At 68.4% G+C, this 18,567-nt stretch carries 10 protein-coding genes; 4 read left to right on the top strand and 6 right to left on the bottom strand.

From position 1 onward, the window contains the following. The first annotated feature begins 6 nt into the window (after positions 1-6). The 4 genes from AX767_RS21600 (at position 7) to AX767_RS12480 (ending at position 9,822) form a co-directional block, all read left to right on the top strand. Positions 7-201: a hypothetical protein gene (locus AX767_RS21600; RefSeq protein ID WP_168164786.1), complete on the top strand. Its 195-nt coding sequence runs from the start codon at positions 7-9 to the stop codon at positions 199-201. A gap of 194 nt (positions 202-395) precedes the next feature. After that, the gene (locus AX767_RS12470) at positions 396-2,522 is read left to right on the top strand and encodes a CHAT domain-containing protein (protein ID WP_068631639.1); all 2,127 of its coding nucleotides are present in this window, start codon (positions 396-398) and stop codon (positions 2,520-2,522) included. Between the two features lie 2 nt (positions 2,523-2,524). Beyond that, the gene (locus tag AX767_RS12475; RefSeq protein ID WP_237288439.1) at positions 2,525-4,204 is read left to right on the top strand and encodes a ShlB/FhaC/HecB family hemolysin secretion/activation protein; all 1,680 of its coding nucleotides are present in this window, start codon (positions 2,525-2,527) and stop codon (positions 4,202-4,204) included. A gap of 35 nt (positions 4,205-4,239) precedes the next feature. Further along, complete coding sequence (locus AX767_RS12480) at positions 4,240-9,822, top strand: two-partner secretion domain-containing protein (protein ID WP_082755008.1); 5,583 nt, start codon at positions 4,240-4,242, stop codon at positions 9,820-9,822. A 31-nt stretch (positions 9,823-9,853) separates the two neighbouring features. Here the strand turns inward: AX767_RS12480 and AX767_RS12485 are convergent, their stop codons facing one another. The 6 genes from AX767_RS12485 to AX767_RS12510 form a co-directional block, all read right to left on the bottom strand. After that, positions 9,854-11,323, bottom strand: coding sequence for a sensor domain-containing diguanylate cyclase (locus tag AX767_RS12485; protein ID WP_237288441.1), 1,470 nt, complete (start codon positions 11,321-11,323; stop codon positions 9,854-9,856). Between the two features lie 280 nt (positions 11,324-11,603). Then, positions 11,604-12,755, bottom strand: a complete 1,152-nt coding sequence (locus tag AX767_RS12490; RefSeq protein WP_068631643.1) for a hypothetical protein — start codon at positions 12,753-12,755, stop codon at positions 11,604-11,606. Beyond that, a complete protein-coding gene (locus tag AX767_RS12495; RefSeq protein WP_068631644.1) occupies positions 12,752-13,543 on the bottom strand; it encodes a hypothetical protein in 792 nt (263 codons plus the stop codon). The genes AX767_RS12490 and AX767_RS12495 overlap by 4 nt, the downstream gene beginning before the upstream one ends. 14 nt (positions 13,544-13,557) lie before the next feature. Continuing rightward, entirely contained in the window at positions 13,558-15,534 is a 1,977-nt protein-coding gene (locus AX767_RS12500; RefSeq protein ID WP_082755009.1) for a hybrid sensor histidine kinase/response regulator, read from the bottom strand. Continuing rightward, complete coding sequence (locus tag AX767_RS12505; RefSeq protein WP_068633654.1) at positions 15,531-16,421, bottom strand: ABC transporter substrate-binding protein; 891 nt, start codon at positions 16,419-16,421, stop codon at positions 15,531-15,533. The genes AX767_RS12500 and AX767_RS12505 overlap by 4 nt, the downstream gene beginning before the upstream one ends. Positions 16,422-16,623: 202 nt before the next feature. Then, positions 16,624-18,513, bottom strand: coding sequence for an ATP-binding response regulator (locus AX767_RS12510; protein WP_068631645.1), 1,890 nt, complete (start codon positions 18,511-18,513; stop codon positions 16,624-16,626). Positions 18,514-18,567: the final 54 nt, after the last annotated feature.

An 18,567-nucleotide genomic window follows, 5' to 3' on the forward strand; every position in this document is an offset into this window, starting at 1 on the left:
AACGACATGAGCGACACCAGCGTGTTCGCACAGGCCAACCTCGCCCACGGTGAGACCGAAGGTCACGCCCCCGCATGGCACGGCGCCAGCGCCGATCCCGCCGGCCACCGCAACCCCGCCGCACTGACCGGCTTCAAACCCGGGAGTTCGGCGGATCGGGCTTCAGCCAACTGGTCTTCGATGATTCCGACCACCAACTGAATGGGCCGAGCCATTGGGCCGTGAAGGCGCCGCGCGGCCCACTCGCCCGGCCGTAGACCATTTGCGCTAGACCTTCTTGCGAATAGCCGCGCCGATACCCCCCTCCTAGACTTTCCTGACGAGGTCTGAGAGGCGCGCACGTTCGCGGCGTCGGGGCCCGGTGAGACGGGCCCGACGGGCAGCGAGGGGATCGAATGGAACGGTTTTCGAGGTTCGGGCGGGCGCGCAAGGTGCGCCCGTGGATCGCCGGCGCACTGGGGTTCGTCGCTTTCGTTTGCATTCATGCGTCGGCGCAGCCGGCACCCGATGCCGAAGCTGCGGCCAGCAAGCAGGAGCAGGCCCGGCTCGCCGACACCGACACGCTGCTGGCGCTCACCAACGACGGCGCGGTGCGCTATGCGCAGGACACGGTCAAGTTGTCGGGCTACCAGTACTGCAGCCAGGCCGTGGCTCTCGCAGAAGCCGGCGAATTCCGGCAGAGCGTGCGCGCGGCCAGCAAGGCGCTGCACCTGGCCAACGCGACGCGCGACCCCAATCTCCTCGCGATGGCGAACCGCGACCTCGCCATCGTCTACAGCTACTCCGGCCAGCTCGAGAAGGCCGAGGAATTCGCGCGCGAGGCGTTGCGCCATCCGGCGCGCGATCCGAAGCTCGTGGTCGGCCCGGTCAACAAGGTGATCGGCGATGTGCAGACCCGGCGGGGCGACTATTCCGGCGCCGTCATCAGCTACGACAAGGCGTTGGCGAACAGCTCCGAGCGCTACGCGCCGCTGGTCACCTCGTCGCTCGTCAACGCGCTGATCGAGTCGGGCGATGCAGCGCGTGCCCGCCAGCTGATGGGCACGCTGCCGCCGCCCAGGGATGCGTCGCTCGCCGCGCAACTCGATCGCACGCGCGCCCGCTTGCTGCTGGCCGAAGACAAGCCGACAGAAGCACGCGACCTGTACCGCCAGCTGACGGCGCGCCAGGTCGGCACCGACTCCGCCTACTACCAGCTCTGGGCCTGGGACGGCGTCGCGCGAAGCGAACTCGCATTGGGCCAGAAGCAGGCCGCAGCCGAAGCCGTGGGCCGTGCACTCGGTGGCGTGGACGCGGTGCGCGCGCGCTTTCGCAGCGAAGAATTCAAGATGGGCCTCTTCTCCGATCTGCAGTCGGTGTTCGAGCGCGGCGTGGGCGTCTACAGCGACGTGGGCGATGCGCGGCAGGCTTTCGAGGTGAGCGAGCGCAGCCGTTCGCGCGCGTTGCTCGACGCGGTTCGCGGCCGCGCCAGGGTGAGCGACGAGGCTGCCGCCACGGTCGACCTCGCCACCTTGCAGCGCACGCTCAAGGCCGACGAGCGCGTGGTGCAGTTCCATTCGCTGCCCGAGCGCCTGCAGGTGTGGATCGTGAGCCCGACCGACATCCAGAGCAACAGCATCCCGGTCAAGCGCGACGAGCTCAACGAGCTGGTCGAGGGCTTTCGCAATTCGGTGGTGCGCGGCCGTCGCAGCGCCATTGCCAATGCCGACAAGCTCGGTGCGGCCCTGCTCGGACCGCTCAGGCTGCAGCCGGGCCAGCGGCTGATCATCGTGCCGCACGGCCCGCTGCATTACCTGCCGTTCCAGGCGCTGCGCCTGGACGGTCGCTATGTGATCGAGACGCACCCGGTATCGGTCGCGCCGTCGATGAGCATCGCGGTGCAGTTGGCGCAGCGCTCGCCGCGCGTCGACGGCTCGCTCACCGCTTTCGGCAATCCGCGCATCGAGGACAAGTACGACCTGCCCGGCGCCGAAACCGAGGTCAAGGAGATCGCCCGTCTCTTCCCGCGCAGCACCGTCTACATGGGGGCCACCGCCACCAAGACACAGTTTCGCGAAGCGGCGGCGCGCAACCCGCTGATGCACGTCGCCGCGCATGCGGAAGCCGACCAGATCGACCCGCTCTACTCGCGCATCCTGCTGGCCAACGAAGGCGGCAAGCAGAACTTCCTGGAGGCGCACGAAATCATCGGCATGTCGATGCAAAGCACGGCGCTGGTCACCTTGTCGGCCTGCGAATCGGGGCTCGGCAAGATCGCGCAGGGCGACGAAGTACTGGGCTTCACACGCTCGTTTTTATCGGCGGGCACGTCGAGCCTGATCTCGTCGCTATGGCCCGTTTCCGACGACGCCACCGAGGCGCTCATGCGCACGCTGTACAGCGAGTTGTCGAAGGGCCGCGACATCCAGCGTGCCATGCAGGCCGGGCAGCTCGCCGTGCTGAAGGACCCCAAGATGGCACACCCGTTTTTCTGGGCCCCGTTCAACCTCATCGGCAATTGGCGCCTCACGGTCGGATCATGAAGATGCACCCCCCTTCCCCCACCGCCACGGCTGCGCTCATGGCCGCTGCCCTGCTCGCCCTGGGCGCGCGCGCGCAGACCGCGGAGCCTGTCACCACGCTGGCGCCCACGCAGGCCCCTTGCGACAGTTGCGGGCGCCCGATCGCACAGGCCGCCAGCCAGTCCTTGCCCGTCGCACCGGCGCTGGCGGCCAGCGCCTTTCGCCTGAACGACTTGCGCCTGAACGGCGCGCAGGCGCTCCCGAGCGATGACCTGAAAGCCATCACGCAACCCTACATCGGGCGCGACGTCACGCTCGGCGACCTCGAAGCCCTGGCACAGGCCATCACCGCGCAGTACCGGGCGCGCGGCTTCTTCCTGGCGACCGCCATCGTGCCGGTGCAGACCGTGCGCGATGGCATCGTCGAGATCAGCGTGATCGAAGGCCGGCTCGGCAAGGTCGACGTGACCGTGGCGCCGGATGCCCCGCTCAGTGAAGCGCGTGTGCGCGGCTTCCTCTCTCCGCTGCAACGGGGTGACGCCGTCAACGCGCCGGTGTACGAGCGCGCGATGCTGCTGCTGTCCGACCAGCCCGGCGTGCGCGTGTCGTCGGGTCTTCAGGAAGGCACGCAGACGGGCACGACCGATCTCTCCGTGGAAGTCGTGGCCACGCCGCGCTTCAGCTTCGCGGCCGAGGCCGACAACCACGGCACGAAAGAGTCGGGCCGCTACCGGATCGGCGGCACTGCGCGTTGGCTCAGCCCCTTCGGCATCGGCGACAACCTCGATGCGCGCGTGATGGTCTCGAACGGCAATGCGTTGCAGTTCGGTCGGCTCGCTTACGAAGCGCCCATCGGCACCAGCGGCTTGCGCGCAGGCGTCGGCATCTCGCGCGTGAGCTACGAGCTGGGGGGCGAGTTCGAGGAGCTCGGCGCGCAAGGCAAGGCCAATGTGCTCGATTTTTCCCTGAACTACCCGCTGATCCGTCAGCGCCAGCAGAACCTCTTGCTGCGGCTCAGTGCCGATGCGAAGGACCTCACCGACTCGATGGACGCGGTCGATTTCGAGTCGCGCAAGCGGGTGAACGGCGTGGGTCTGGGCTGGACCTGGGAGCGGCGCGACGACCTGCTCGGTGGCGGCTACTGGGCCAGCTCCGGCACGCTGTACCACGGCTCGCTCGCGATTCGGGACGCCCAGAGTCTTGCGTTCGACCAGGCCGTCACCGGCCACCGCACCGAAGGCGGCTTCAGCAAGTTGAGCTTTCAGCTGTCGCGCCTGCAGGCGGTCGTCCCGAGCCACTCGCTCTATCTGTCGTTGGGCGGCCAGTGGGCCAGCAAGAACCTCGATGCGTCGGAAAAGCTGTCGCTCGGCGGCGCGCGCGCGGTGCGTGCCTACTCGTCGAGCGAGGCGCTGGTCGACCAGGGGTTGATCGGCACCGTCGAGTGGCGCTGGTCGTTCAACAACGAGCTCACGCCTTTCCTGTTCTACGACGCTTCTCGCGGCAAACGCTCGCGCGCCCCGACGCTGTTCGACGAGGCCAACGGCATCAGCCTGCGTGGCTACGGCGTGGGCCTGTCATGGTCGCGGCCCGGCAACTTTTCGATCAACGCCACGGTGGCCTGGCGCGACGGCACGCGTCCCGCGCAAAGCGACGGCGGTGGCCGCAACCCGCGCCTCTACGTGCAGGCACAGAAGAGTTTCTGACCATGGTCTCGACTACCGCTGCAGGAAAGTTCCGTATGAATGCCTCCTCGTCGTCCGTTTCCGCGCCGCAGCGATCGCACTGGCGGCTGCGGCCATTGGCGCTGTCGCTGGCCTGCATCGGCATGGCGCCTGCCGGCGCGCAGATCCTGCCGACCGTTCCCACCACGCCCCTGAACGGCGGAGCGGTCACCGTGCGCGCGCCCACTGCGCTCGCGAACGGCGGGCTGGCCATGCGCATCGACCAGACGTCGAATCGCGCCATCCTCAATTGGCAGACCTTTTCCATCGGTGCACTGGACCGGGTGAACATTGCGCAGCCTGGCGCCACCAGCGTGCTGCTCAATCGCGTGACGGGCGCGCAAGCCTCCACCATTGCCGGGCAGCTCACCGCCAACGGTCATGTGTTCCTGGTCAATCCGGCAGGCGTGACGTTCGCCAACGGCTCGCAGGTGAGTGTCGGCGGACTGGTGGCCTCGACGCTGGCCATCAGCAACAGCAACTTCATGGGTGGCGGCGCCGATGTGCCCCTGGGCAAGGGCAGCAGCTTTGCCTTCGAGGGCGCGGATGCGGGCAGCACCGCGAGCGTGCGGGTGGCGGCCGGCGCGTCGATCGCTGCCGCTTCAGGTGGCACGGTGGCCCTGGTCGGCGCCATCGTGCGCAACGACGGCAACATCAATGTCGCGCGCGGCTCCATCGGCATGGTTTCGGCCAGCAAGGTCACGATCGATTTCGACGGCGACGGACTCACCGCTTTCAAAGTCCCGGAGGGCGGACTGACGACTTTCGAGATTGCGAAGTCGAAGGCCGGCGACGATTCGACCACGGCCCAGCTCATGAACACCGGCACGCTCATCGCCGATGGTGGGCGCATCGTGATGGTCGGTGCTTCAGAAGTGGTGCAACAGGTCGTGAACCAGAGCGGCACCCTGCAGGCGCGCTCGCTCGAATCGCGCAATGGCGAAATCCTGCTGTCGGCGGCGGACACGAACATCGTGCGCGTTGGCGGAACGCTCGATGCGACCGGCACGCTGCCCGGCACCCGCGGCGGAAGCATCGCGCTGACGGGCACGAACCTCGAACTCGGTGGTGCCACGCTCGATGCGAGCGGCCCGGCGGGGGGGGGCACCATCCAGGCCACCACGCGGGGCGCCGGCTTGGCCCAGTTCGCCGCCAATCAGCTGACGCTGTCTGCGGACAGCACGCTGCGGGCCGATGCCACGGCCGATGGCGCTGGCGGTTCGATCGCGCTTGTGTCGAATGGCAAAGTTGCATTGCCGGGGGACGTCGAAGGTCAATCGTCCTCCGGCACGGGCTTCTACCTCGGTGGCAGCTTGTCGGCCCGCGGCGCCGGCGGTGGCGCTGGCGGGTTGATCGTCACGGACGCCGAAGCGCTGCAGGTGAGCGGCGGCGCACGCATCGACGCGTCTGGCGGCGCCGGGCAGGCCAACGGGCGATGGATTGCGAAGAGCACGCACGACCTGTACATCGACCCCGCCTCGCTCGGGACCCCCACGACCATCGATCCCACGACCGGCATCGCCAGCCGCATCAGCGCGGCGGCCATCGGTCACGCCCTGGAAAAGGGCACCGATGTCACGCTCGAAAGCGACGCGCGCGGACCCGGCAAAGGGCAGCCCAATTTCGGTGTCCAGTTCCTTGCGGGCGCGGACGTGGTGAAGACGACCGGGCCCGACGCCACGCTCACAGTCGCTTCGGCAGGCAGCATCGCCATGAGCGCGGGCTCGTCGATCCGGTCGACGGCCGGCAAGTTGAACGTTGACTTCAACACGGACATCCGCAACACGGGACTGCCCGGGGCCACCGATCCCATGATCGGCGGCGAGACGCAGCCCATCGCACGCGCCATCAACCTCGTCGGTGCGAACGTGTTGAGCAACGGCGGCAACATCCGCTTCTACGGGCAAAACAATCCGGAACAGGGGTATGCCGTGGGCGGCTACGCAGGCACGCACGGCGGAGCGCTCGAGATCGGAGGCGCCTGGACCGAGAGCGGCATCCAGATCCTGCAAAGCACACTGTCGGCCTGTGGCCATCAGGCCGGTGTCTGCGGACCCGGCAGCGGCAGCATCAGCCTGCGCGGGCAGGGCATCACGCGTCTCGTCGACGAAAGCAATATCGCATCGGGCGCGGGCGTGTTCACAGCCCTGGACACAACGCTTCTCACCGACGCCGGCACCATCACTCTCGAAGGCCGCGGGGGGCTCGCGGCGGCCGGCACCCTGGTGGCTCTCGGCTCCACCCTTCGATCCACCACAGGCAACATTTCGCTGAACGGTTCGAGCAGAGGCTTCGTGGCCGGTGAACCCGTGGGCCTGTCCACCCATGCCACGCTGAACAATCCCGGCCTCAGTTTTGCGACCGGCACGTTGGTGCAAGCGGCCATTGTGCAGACCGGTGGCGACGTGCGCATCACCGGCCAGGGCGCCGATCTGACGCTCGCGGGAGCGGACCTTGAGCGAATGCAGGCGCTCCTCGCCCGCACCGATATCGCGCAGTTCAACGCATCGAATGGCGTCGGCGTCTTGAACAGCAACATCGCCGCTGGCAAAGGGCGCTCGCTCATGCTGGGCGGCACGGCCGGCAGCGCCGGCTTCGGCACCGCTGACGGCAAGAACGATCCCACGCAAGCAGGCCAGCGGCCGTACGCCGTGTGGATCGACGGCAACGCGACCACGCAACTGAGCGCGACAGGCGGCACCATCGGCATCGTCGGCGGGGCGGGTGACGTCAGGGTCTATCGCAGCGACGACAGTACGCCCTCGGCCGCATTGCTGAACGTCGCAAATTCGACAGGTGCAGGCGGGCGCGTCAGCATCACGGGTCGGAACATCGAACTCGGCACCATCGGCAACGATGCCGGCGCACCGTTGATCGATGCCAGCGGAAAGGGGCAAGGCGGGCGCATCGAGGTTCTCGGGGCCAACGCAGTCGCGGTCGGACCCGGCGTCGCGCTGCGGGCTGACGCCCTGTCGCCGGTCGGCAACGGCGGAACGATCCGCGTGGTGTCCGACGACACGCTGCGTTCGCATGGAACCTATTCCGCGCGCGGCGGCAATGCGGGCGGCAACGGCGGTGCCATCGAAACATCGGCACCGCATTTCGATCTTGCCGGCACGCGGGTGGACGCGGCCGCGCCCGCGGGAACGGCGGGCACCTGGCTCATCGATCCGTACAACGTCACCATCGTCAACGGCGCTGCGGCCGGGACGGCGCCGCTCGATCCGTTCGCGCCGATCACCGACTCCACGATTCAGGACGGCGACATCAGCGCCGCGCTCAACGCCGGCACCGACGTGCGCATCACCACCGGCAGCGGCGGCGCCGCCGACCAGGGCGACATCTTCATGGACGATGCGCAGATCCTCTACAACGTGGCGACCGGCACGCGCACGCTGACCCTCGATGCGCACCGCAGCGTGCGCTCGAACGGCGGCACGACCATCGCATCCGCTGGCGCAGGCGGGCCGCTCAACGTGGTCTTCCATGCCGATGCCAACGGCGCGGCGGCGGGCGTGGGTGGCGGGCAGGTGAGCTACAGCGGAGACATCTACACGAACGGTGGCAAGGTCACGATGAACGGCGCGTGGACGGCGCCGTACGATCCCTTCGCCCCCGGCGCGGATTGCAGCATCTGCCTGGATGGCATCACCATCGACACGCGCAGTGGCAATGTGCAGACCGGCCCCGGCATTTTTTCCGGCGGCAACGAAGCGCTCGCGGGCGGCGCGGTGCTGCTCACCGGCCGCACCACGAGCCCAACCAATTTTTCTTCGGACGCGTTTCCGGCGGTGCTGATCGATGGCACGGCGATCTCTACGTCGACCGGCAACGTCACGATCCTCGGCACCAGCACCAACCAGAGCGGTGTGACGTTGCAAGGCGTCAGGGGGGGCACGGGCGGCGCCGGCATTTTCACGACCAGTGGCAAGGTGTCGATCACCGGCATCGGCAGCTTCGTGCCGAGCGGCGCCGACCTGCCGGGCCACGGCGTGGTGATCAACGGCGCGACGGTGCGTAGCGTGGACGGCGACATCGCTGTGCATGGTTTGCGCCAAGCGGGCGGAACCGAATCGGGTGTCGGCGTGCTGCTCTACAACGGCGCGTTTCTCAACGCGCAGGGGAGCGGCAACATCGACGTGACCGGCCAGTCCGCGGGCAACGGCGCCGGCGTCGTCATCGCGGCTGCTTCCGGCGGAACGCTCAATGCGCTCCTGCCGGCGGCGCGCATCGACGGCAACAACAACGTCGTGCTGCGGGCGAGCAACGACAACCGCACCGATGCGCTGGTCGTCGGCGGTACCGTGCGCGCGGGCAACGTGCTCAACCTGCGTCCGGGCGGCGTCGATGCGGCGGGCAACGCGGTCGATGCGGCCTTGAACCCGATCACGCTCGGCGGCGCCAGCGCGGCTGGCTTCTCGGTGTCGGCCGACGAGTTCACGCGGCTCACGGCAGGCACGGTGGTCGCGGGCAGCAATGCGCAGGTCGGCGACATCAACGTGGTCGGACCGCTCGCCCTCACGTCGCCGCTCACGCTGCAGAACCAGGGCGGCGCTGGCAGCATCAACCTTGGCGGCACGCTCTCGACACCGCGGCTCGCGCTCCTCGCGGGCGGCAACGTCACTCAGGCGGCGGGCGCGACGATCACGGCCGGGGCGCTGCTCGCGCGTGCCAATACCGGCAGCGTGACGCTCACCGATGCGGGCAACAACGTCGGCACGGTGGTCGGCACCGCGGCCGGTTCCTTCCAGTACGTCGATGCCGACGCGCTCACCATCGGCCCGGTCACGGCCACGACCTTCGATGCGGCCGGCAATTCGCCGCAGACCGATTCGGCCAGCTCGATGGCGGCCACCAACGTGTTCGTGCGCAATCTGATCGGCGACCTGTCGCTGGCGGCCAACGTGAGCAGCACGGCGGGTATCGACCTGGTGACGGCGGCGCGCCTGCAGAACATCGGCGGCCACACCCTCGGCGGTGCGCCGTGGCGCGTGTGGGCCGACACCTGGGTTGGCGAAACCCGCGCAGGCCTCGTCGGCTCGGCGCCCCTGCCGAACTTCTACAACTGCGCGTACGGCGGCTTCTGCGGCGTGACCGTGACGCCGGGCGCCAACCACTTCATCTACCGCCAGCAGCCCGATGCGAGCGTGGTGGTGGCCAGCCAGATGCGGCCCTACGGGTTGCCGAACCTGCCGTTCACGTACACGCTGGCCGGCCTGATCCTCGGCGACAGCGGTGCTGGGTTCAGCGGCGCGCTGAACAGCCCGGCCACCAATTTCAGCTTGCCCGGGCGCTATCCGATCAACGGCACCTTCACGTCCGCAGAAGGCTATCGCGTCACCGTCGTGCCGGGAGAACTGCAGATCTCGGCGGCCATCTCGCGGCCCTTGCCCGATGTGTTGCGCGAGCTGCCGACAACCTGGCTCTACGACCGCAACATCGGCCAGGCGCCGATCTGCCTGGCGACCGGCCCGCTCGACGGCGACCGCGCCTCGCAGGGCGGGGACCTGCTGGCACGCGAGTGGTCGCGTGTGCGCTCGCGGCCGAATCTCTTGAATTGCGTGGACACGGAAAAACGGAACGGCTGCGCGGATTTCTGAGCGGTGGTTGGCGCGAGCGTCTGCTTCGCGCTCAACCGGCTGCGAATCCTGGCTGAGGATCGATGCACACCCTGTTTCTGCCCTCGCGCTTGGCCTTGTACAAAGCCGCGTCGGCTACTCTGATCAGGTCCTCGGGCATGTCGTGGGCTTGGGGCGTCAAGCAAGCGACACCAAGACTGATCGACGCCATCCCCAGCGAAGACGCCTCATGACGAATGCGAAGATTCAAAACAGCCACTCTGCCGGCTTCTGCAACGCGCTCGGCACCTGCTGAATCCGTCTTGGGCAAAAGCATGACCATCTCTTCGCCTCCGTAGCGGGCGACAAAGTCATACGGCCGTCTCGCGACCGATTGCACTGCATCTGCCACAAGTTGGAGGCAGTGATCACCCTCTACATGGCCGTACCGGTCGTTGTACTGCTTGAACTGATCGACATCGATCATGACGATCGCCAGCGAATGCTTGTCGCGTTGCGCCTCGCGGAAGGCACGGTGCAGCCTTGAATCGAAGTAGCGCCTGTTTGGCAGTCCGGTCAGCTCATCGTATTGCGCAAGGTGCGCGAGGCGTTGATTCGCTTCTGTGAGTGCATCGCGCGCATCGCGCAGGCCCGCTTCTGCCTGGACCCGCAGGCGGATGGCACGAATCACGAAAGTACCTGCCCCGGCCACCATCATGCACAGCACGATGACCCATGCCGTCTGCATGATGGAAGTGCTTTCCCAGTCCGCGAGAGCCTCGTCTTTACCGACTGCAACGGTCACCAGAACCGGATAGTTCTGCATGTGTTCAAAGCTGATGATGCGTTGAACACCGTCGACGGTCGAGCGTGCGTCTGCTGTGCCTGATGGCTGGGTGGCGAAAAGGGTCTGCAACGGCGAAGCGGGGAGCCGCTTTCCGAGGTCTTGCTCACTGAAGGGCCGCCGCACAAGAATCCGGCCTGCAAGGATCACAGCGATTGCTCCCTGCTGACCGATGGCGAACTTGTTCAAAAATTCCCCCAGATTGCGGACGCTGAGGGTGCCGAGGACCACGCCTTGAAAATTGCCATCGGGGTCATTCACGCGGCGAGAGACCGGAATAATCCATTCTCCCGAGGAGCGGCTGACGATCGGGGCGCTGATCAATGGCCGAACGCTTGGATTGTTCCGATGGTGCACGAAGTAACTTCGATCGGCGTTGTTCCGCGACGGATCCCAGGACGCTTCGGAATTCACGATCCAGCGACCCGCCGCGTCGTAGACGAACAAACCCTTCAACTGCTTGATCGCGGCGACCTGGCTGACCAGCATCGGTTGCATTCTTTGCAGCGAGTCGGTTGTGAGATCAGAGCGCTCCAGCGCGAAGACAATGTTGTCCAGTACATGCTCGACTTCGGCAATCGAGCCTTCGACCTGAGCTGTCACGGCTTGCGCCAGATTTGAATTTGCACGGGAGATTTGCGCCAGCTCCGTGCGACGCGTTTGGTAGATCAACCACGCATTGATCGCCAGGAGCAACACGCAGACCAAGACGACAAAAAGCGTCGCCGCCCGGAGGACGTTTCACCGGCGCGGGGGTTCGCTGACCTCGAGGGGCGATGAATCGGTCAGGAAGGCGGTGTGCTTGGGGACAGGTCGCGGTTGCGGGACGCCGCCCGTGGAGTCCTTTTCACTGCTCATCCGTTAGTGCTCGTGATCGCTTTGCCATGCCGCATTGTTCCCCGCATTGGAGACAAAATAGCGATGTGGGTGAACATCTTTACGCATGTCGAGGCATCGAGAAAATATTGGAAGTCGCCACTCACGTTGTCGCGAGGTAGCGCCCGATGTGCTTCAAGCGCTGAACACCCGGCGCCGCGGCCGCCGCAGCGCGGCGGCATTCGCGCCAACGCGCCGCAGGAATGCCGATGCCCTCGCGCAACCCCGGCTCACCAAACGGCAGCGCGATGAAGCTGCCATGCGCGTGCGCAGCGAGGAACCCGGTGATCGCATCGCAGCCGTCGGCGACCAGCAGAGGCTTCCCCAATGCGATGGCCTCGGCCACGATGCCAGACATCTGATCGGCATACGCCGTGGGGTCGTAGAAGGCGAGCACCACGTCGACCTCGCTCATCGCAGCGAGGTAGGCGCGATTGCCGCGCGGCAGGGTGCTTGCACCGACACCGCGCGCCGGATGGTTCCACTGCGCGGCGAGCGTTTCATGGCCGTGGGGCAGTGCAAAGACGATCGACGTGGCGTGCGGCAGGCCGCCGCCGATCACCGCGAGGAGAGGGTGCACACCCTTGCGAACCGTCGGCGCGCCGAAGAAGCCGAAGCGCAGTGTGCGGTCCATGGCTCGCGCGTCCGCCGTCGTTCGCGAGCGCACCCAGTCGAGCGTCGCGTCGGCCCAAGGTGGCAGCAGCATGGGCGTGTCGAATTCGGTCGCGCGGAGGCGATAGCGCGAAGACTCGCTGTACAGCACGGTGCCGGGCCGAACGGAAAGCGCCGTCAGCGTGTCGCGCATCAGATCGCCCAGCCACACTTCGGCGCGCGCGTTGCCGGCCCAGAAGCGCGGTGGCATGAGGAGGCCGCAAGCCAGGCGCACGGCGGGTGTGTGCGCAAGCCAGCGCGCGACGGCCGCGAGATGGACCGGGTAGGCCGTCGGCATCAACACCCCGTCGATGCCGGCGAGATCGAGGCGTGCAAGGTCTTCGAGACAGGTCGCGAGGAGGTCTTGCAGCAGCGTTTCATGCGATTCGGTGTCGCTCACGAAGCCGGAGTACCCGTTCACGCGAAAAGCCGAAATCACTTCGCACGGGAGGTCGGCGAACGCCGCTCGATCGACGGCCCATGAGGCGGCGCACACGATCGTGAAGCCTGGCGTGGCGGCGGCCTGCACGGCGAACTCTTCGAGCATCGCGGCGTTGTGGCCGCTGCGCTGTGCGAGCCCGGGGTCGAGCAGCAGCAGCCTCAACGCCGCTCGACCTGGACGCCGTGCCGCTGGGCCAGCGCGCGCGGCAGGTCGCCCGTGTAGGTGCGCTGTCCGTGGTGCTGCAAGCGAGATTGCGCATCGGCGAACACCTGGCCGCCGAGGCTTTGCCAGCGCCGGCAAAAGGCGAAGTCTTCGGACAGGTGGCGCCCGTTGTCGGGCTCGGCCAGCATTTCGAAGAACCGGTGGTGCGGCACGGCGTCGCCGCCGTGCGGCACCCGCTCGGGCGTGTAGCGCAGCGAGGGAAACGCGGCGGCCATGCGCACGAACACGTCGCGCGCGATCAGCATGAAGCCGGTCGGCGCATCGAGCACTTCCATGAAGCCGTCCGCATCGATCGCGGTGTCGTTGAGGTTCATCGGAAAGCTGGCGTGGCGCGCCTCGAAATCTTCGCGCGTGCTGCCCGCGGGCAGTGCCTGCGCCAGCCCTGCGGCGGGCCAGCCGTCGGACTTGTGCGGATACATGCCGGCCACCACGTCGCGACCGGAGAGCAAGAGCCGCAGCGCTGCCTCGGGCTCGAAGCCGATGTCGGCGTCGATGAAGAACAGGTGCGTCCAGCGCGCGTCGGCCATGAACTCCGCGACCAGCCGGTTGCGCGCGCGCGGCACCAAGCTGTCGCCGTCGAGAAAGCGCGTTTGCATCGAAAAGCCGTGCGTCCAGGCGAGGTTGACCAGCCCGAGGAGGCTGCGCACGTAGACCGAGCTCATCGCACCGCCGTACGCGGGTGTCGCGATGAACGGCCGGATGTGCGGGAGCGCGGCCGGATCGAGCATGGGCAGCGGGCGTTTCAGGCGCTGCGCCCGCGTGTCGACAGCAGCGCGCGCAGCTTGGCTGGCGCCACCGGTTTGGTCAGCAGCATCACGCTGCCCTTGCGCAGGCGCTGCAGCACCTCGGGGCCGGTGGCGCCCGAGACGAGCACCGCCAAGGCGCCGGGCTGCAATGTGCGCGCAGCGTCGATCACGGTCATGCCGTCCTCGTCGCCGGCCAGTTGCAGGTCGCACAACAGCACATCGCAGCGCGCGCCGGATGCGCCGAGCAGGGCGATCGCTTGCGCGCCGCCCGTGGCACACACCACCGTACAGCCCCACAGCTCGAGCAGCGTTCGGGTGCTCTCGAGGATGGCCGGGTCGTCGTCCACCACCATGCAGTGCAGTTGCGTGAGCGCCATCGGCGCCGGTGGTTCGGGCGCGGGCGGCGCGACGTCGGCCAGCTCGGCGCGCGGCAGCGTCACGCCGAAGGTGCTGCCCCGCTGCAGCGCCGAGCGCAACGCGATGCGCGTGCCGAGGAGCGCAGCGATGCGTGCGCAGATCGCGAGGCCGAGCCCGAAGCCCTGCCGACGGTCTCGCTCGGTGTTGGCCACCTGGTAGAACTCCTCGAAGATCCTCGCCTGGTGGATCGGCGCGATGCCGACGCCGTTGTCGCGCACCTCGATGCGCACGCTGCCGATGCCAGCGCGGCGCGCGACCACCAGCACGGTGCCGTCGGGCGGCGCATGTCGGATCGCGTTCGCGACCAGGTTGCCGACGATGCGCAGCATGAGCGCCGGATCGGTGCGTACCGCGAAGCCGCGGTCGTGCCAGTGAAGATGGATGCCGGTCTCGCGCGCCTGTGCGCCGTGTTGTGCAGCGAGCTGGTCGAACAGGGCTTCAAGCGACACGTTCGTGACGGCGGGCGTCAACACGCGCGCATCGAGGCGCGAGATTTCGAGCAGGTCGTCGAGCAGCACGCCCATGAAGGCGGTGCTCTCCTGCAGGCGTTGCACGGCCGGCCTCTGCGTCGGCGTGGCAGTCGGCAGCAGGCCGTCGATGAAGAGGCCCATCGCGTGCAGCGGCTGGCGCAGGTCGTGGCTCGCGGCCGCCAAAAAGCGGGCGCGCGAGAGGGCCGCCTGCTCGGCTTCGGCCATGCGCTGCAGCGCGACGGCGGTGGCTTCGCGCACGCGCTCTTCGCTGATCTGGTGATTGCGTTGCAACCGTTCGGCAAGCCGGTTGATGTCGTGCGCCAGCACCGCGACTTCGTGCTTCGAGCCGCCCACGCCTTCACCGCTGCGCCCCACCACATCGCAGCGTGCGTCGAAATTGCCGGCCTCCAGCGCTGCCACGGTGTCCGACACGCGGCGCAGCGGCAATGCCACTGCGCGCGCCATGTGCCGCACCGACGCCCACGCAGCCAGCAGCGCGACCAGCGCGATGCCGATGCCCGCCAGCAACGAGCGGGTGCGTGCGCGCGCATAGGCGCTGGTGTCGCGAAAGGTCTGCACCAGGCCGATCGGCGCATCGCCCCCGGCGGTCGAGCCCTGCGGCGCGAACGCGGTCGCGCTCGATGCCTCGCGCACGGTGACGGACGCCGCGAAGATGCGCAGTCGGTCGACCGGCAGTGGCGTCGAGCCGGCGGTGACGTAGACGCCTGCGCTGTTGCTGATCTCGACGCGGGTCACCTGCCCGCCGCGCAGCGCGGCATTGGCCACGTTCTGCAGCGCCGGCAGGTCGCCGGCATACAGGCTCAGGTCCGACATCGCCGCCACCTGGCGCGCCACGGCCTGGCCTTCGGCGTCGAAGGCCGCTTCGAGCGTGCGCAGCCGGCTGTGCGTGAACCAGCCGGTCAGCGCCAGTGCGACCACTGCGCACGGCAGCACGCCGAGCCGGACCAGGTCGCGCCGCAGATGGCCTCGGACGACAAGGGTGCGCGTGCGCGGGCGCAGCGTGTCCGGAGCGGCAGGCGAGAGAGGGGAGGGCATGAACGCCAGTCGCGGGCTCGGTGCGGTCATCGGAGGGCGGTCACGCGTTCGGTCAGTTCGCGCTCGTTGGGCAGGCGAAGGCCGAGCCCCCGGGCCACCGTGGCGTTGACGCGAACGGTGGCCGGCGCGGCGGCCTCGACCAGCGCGCTAGCGGAGCCCGTGCCGGACGCCACGAGCTTCTGAGCGAGCGCACGCGCCTGCTGCGCAAGCTGGGACGGCGTCGAGACGACGGCGGCCAGGCCACCGGAACGCACCAGGCCTTCGCTGGCGCCGAACACCGGCAGGCCGGCACCGGCACCGGCGCGCAGCACGGCGAGCGTCGCGGCCTGGTTGTCGCCGATCAGGTCGGGCAGCACCATCAGCGCATCGCTGCGGGGCAGCACCGAGCGCAGGGCAGCGGCCAGCGATTTCGCATCGGGCGCGTACTCGATCTGCAGCTCCCAACCCTGCGCGGCGCGCTGCAACTCGCGCAGGAGCGGTTCGGATTCGGCGGTCGCCACCACGCCGAGCCGGCGCTTGCGCGGCAGGACCGCGTCGACCAGGGCGAGCTGGTCGGCCATGGACGGGTCGCGCAGCAGCACGCCCACGCGACGGTCGCTGCGACGGAACGCGGGTTGCGACTTCAGGCTCTCGTAGTCCAGCCGCGTGAGCATGGCGAGGACCAGCGGGTCTGGCCCCGGCCGCTCGATGGCGGCGCGCGAGGCGGTCACGCCGACGGCGATCGTCACGTTGATGTCCGCTGCCGCACCCGGCCGCACGCTGCGCGTGCGCACACCGGCGACGGCACGTTCCTCCTCCGCCGGGGATGCGTCCGCTGCCAGTGCACGCAACTGCTGCACGAACTCCGCATACGGCGCGACTTCGTCGGCCACCAGCACCGTCAGGCTGGCCGCACGTGCCGGGATCGTGGTGAACATGGCGCACGCCGTCGCCCCCGCCGCCACAAGGGCGGAGATTCGGCGCAGCAGCGGCCAGCGCATCGAGGGGGAGCGAACAACCATGGGCGATCGGCACACGCAAAGTGAGACGGTCCCAATGTACGAAGCGGGTTCGTTCCACGCGATAAGGCAGACGGCTGATGCGGTGCGCCCGGGATAGGCCCGATGGCCAGGGGAACGCTCAGGCCGCTTCGCGCACGACCGCGAGCTGGGCGGCGATGGCTTGGCGCAGCGTGCGCGGCGACACCGGTTTGTAAAGCACGGCAACACCCGCGCTCGCCACTTCTCGCAGGCGGTCGGCCTTGGTCTCGCCGGTCACGAGCAGCCGCGCGGTGCTCGCGCCGATGCCGTTCGGGTGCCGCTCCAGCGCGGCGATCACGTCCAGGCCGTTGTCGCCGCCATGCAGCAGCAGGTCGCTCACCACCACTTCCGGCGGTGCGGCCCAGGCGTCGGCAAGGGCCAGCGCTTCTGCCCGCGTCTGCGCCGCCATCACGGTGGCGCCCCAGTTCGAGAGCACGACCTGCAGCCCTTCGAGGATCGTGCGTTCGTCGTCGATCACCAGCACCCGCACACCCGTCAGATCGGCTTCTTCGTCCAGTGCAGTTCCCGCCGACGGACCGCCGGGCGGCGGCAGGTAGGCCACCGGGGCGGCGGCCCGCACGACGAGCCGCACGCACGTGCCTTTTTGCGGACGCGACGTCAGCTCGACCCGGGTGTTGAGCAGGGCTGCGAGCCGCTGCACAGTGGCCAGTCCGAGGCCCATGCCGCGGGTCCCGCGCGAGCCGGCCTCGCCGTGCGGGTCGACCTGGAAGAACTCCTCGAACACGCGGGCCTGGTGCTGCGGCGCGATACCGATGCCGGTGTCCCACACATCGATGCGCACGCCCTTGCCGCGCCGCCGCGCGCCCACCAGGATGCCGCCTTCGGTGGTGTGGCGCAGCGAGTTCGACACCAGGTTGTTCAGCACGCGCGACAGCATCACGTAGTCGCAGCGCACCCACAGCTCAGTCTTGCGCACCACCAGGCGCAGGTCCCGCTGCTCGGCCACCGCGCGGAAATTGCGACTGATTTCGTCGAATAGGCGGTCCAGCGGAAAGTCGAGCCATTGCGGCTGCAGCACGCCCGCGTCGAGCTGCGAGAGGTTGAGCAGTTCCGAGAAGAGCCGGTCCAGCGAGTCGACGCACTCCTTGATGTGGCCGATGCGTTGCAGGCGCACCGGATCGGTCTCGCCGTTCGCCAGCCCGTCGGAAAAAAGCGTGAGCGCGTGCAGCGGCTGGCGCAGGTCGTGGCTGGCGGCCGCGAGCAACCGCGTCTTGGCCTGGCTGGCAATTTCGAGCTGCTCGTTCTTGCGCGCGAGTTCGGCGGTGGCGTCGCCGATGCGGCTTTGCAGCAAGCGCTGGCTTTGCACCATCGCGCTCGCCGCCTCGTTGAAGCCGCGCTGCAATCGCCGCACTTCCTGCGTGCCTTCGATCGCCACGCTCGCGTCTTCGCCCGCACCCAACCGGTCGACCGCCTCGCCCAGCGCGCGGATCGGCGCGCTGATCCGCCGGGCCGCCCACCAGCCCGCCAGGCTCACACCGATCAGCGTGGCGGCCAGCACCAGCGCCACGTTGAGGCCGACCGATTTGCGCGCCGCCTGCACCGCGTCGAGGCTGATCTCGACCATCACCTTGCCGAGCCGGCTGCCGTCGTCGTTGACGATCGGCGCGACCGCCTGCAGGCCCTCGCCGGTGCGGCGACCGGGGGCTTCGGAGCGCGCGACGATCTCGCCGTCTTCCGACCAGATCTGCACTTGCTGCACGTGCGGTTGGTACGCGCCCGATTGCGCCGTGCGCGCCAACGCGCGCCGGTCCATGTGCGCCATCGGCTGCTGCGCCAGCGTGGCGACCTGGAGTGCAACGGTCTGCGCATTGGCGCGCATCAGCTCGGTCACGCTGGTCAGATGCTGACCCGTGAGCACGCCGATCGCGCCCACCGTCGCGACGGCCGCCGGCAGCAGCGCGAGCAGCACCAGCTGTTGTGCGAGCGACAGGTTGAGCAGCTTGCGCAGCGCGCGAATCGACCAGTTCATGCGGTGGAACAGGGATGACGGGGAGCGCAATACATCACGCTTGCGCTCGGAAGT

Source organism: Variovorax sp. PAMC 28711 (assembly GCF_001577265.1).
Taxonomy (GTDB): Bacteria; Pseudomonadota; Gammaproteobacteria; order Burkholderiales; family Burkholderiaceae_C; genus Variovorax.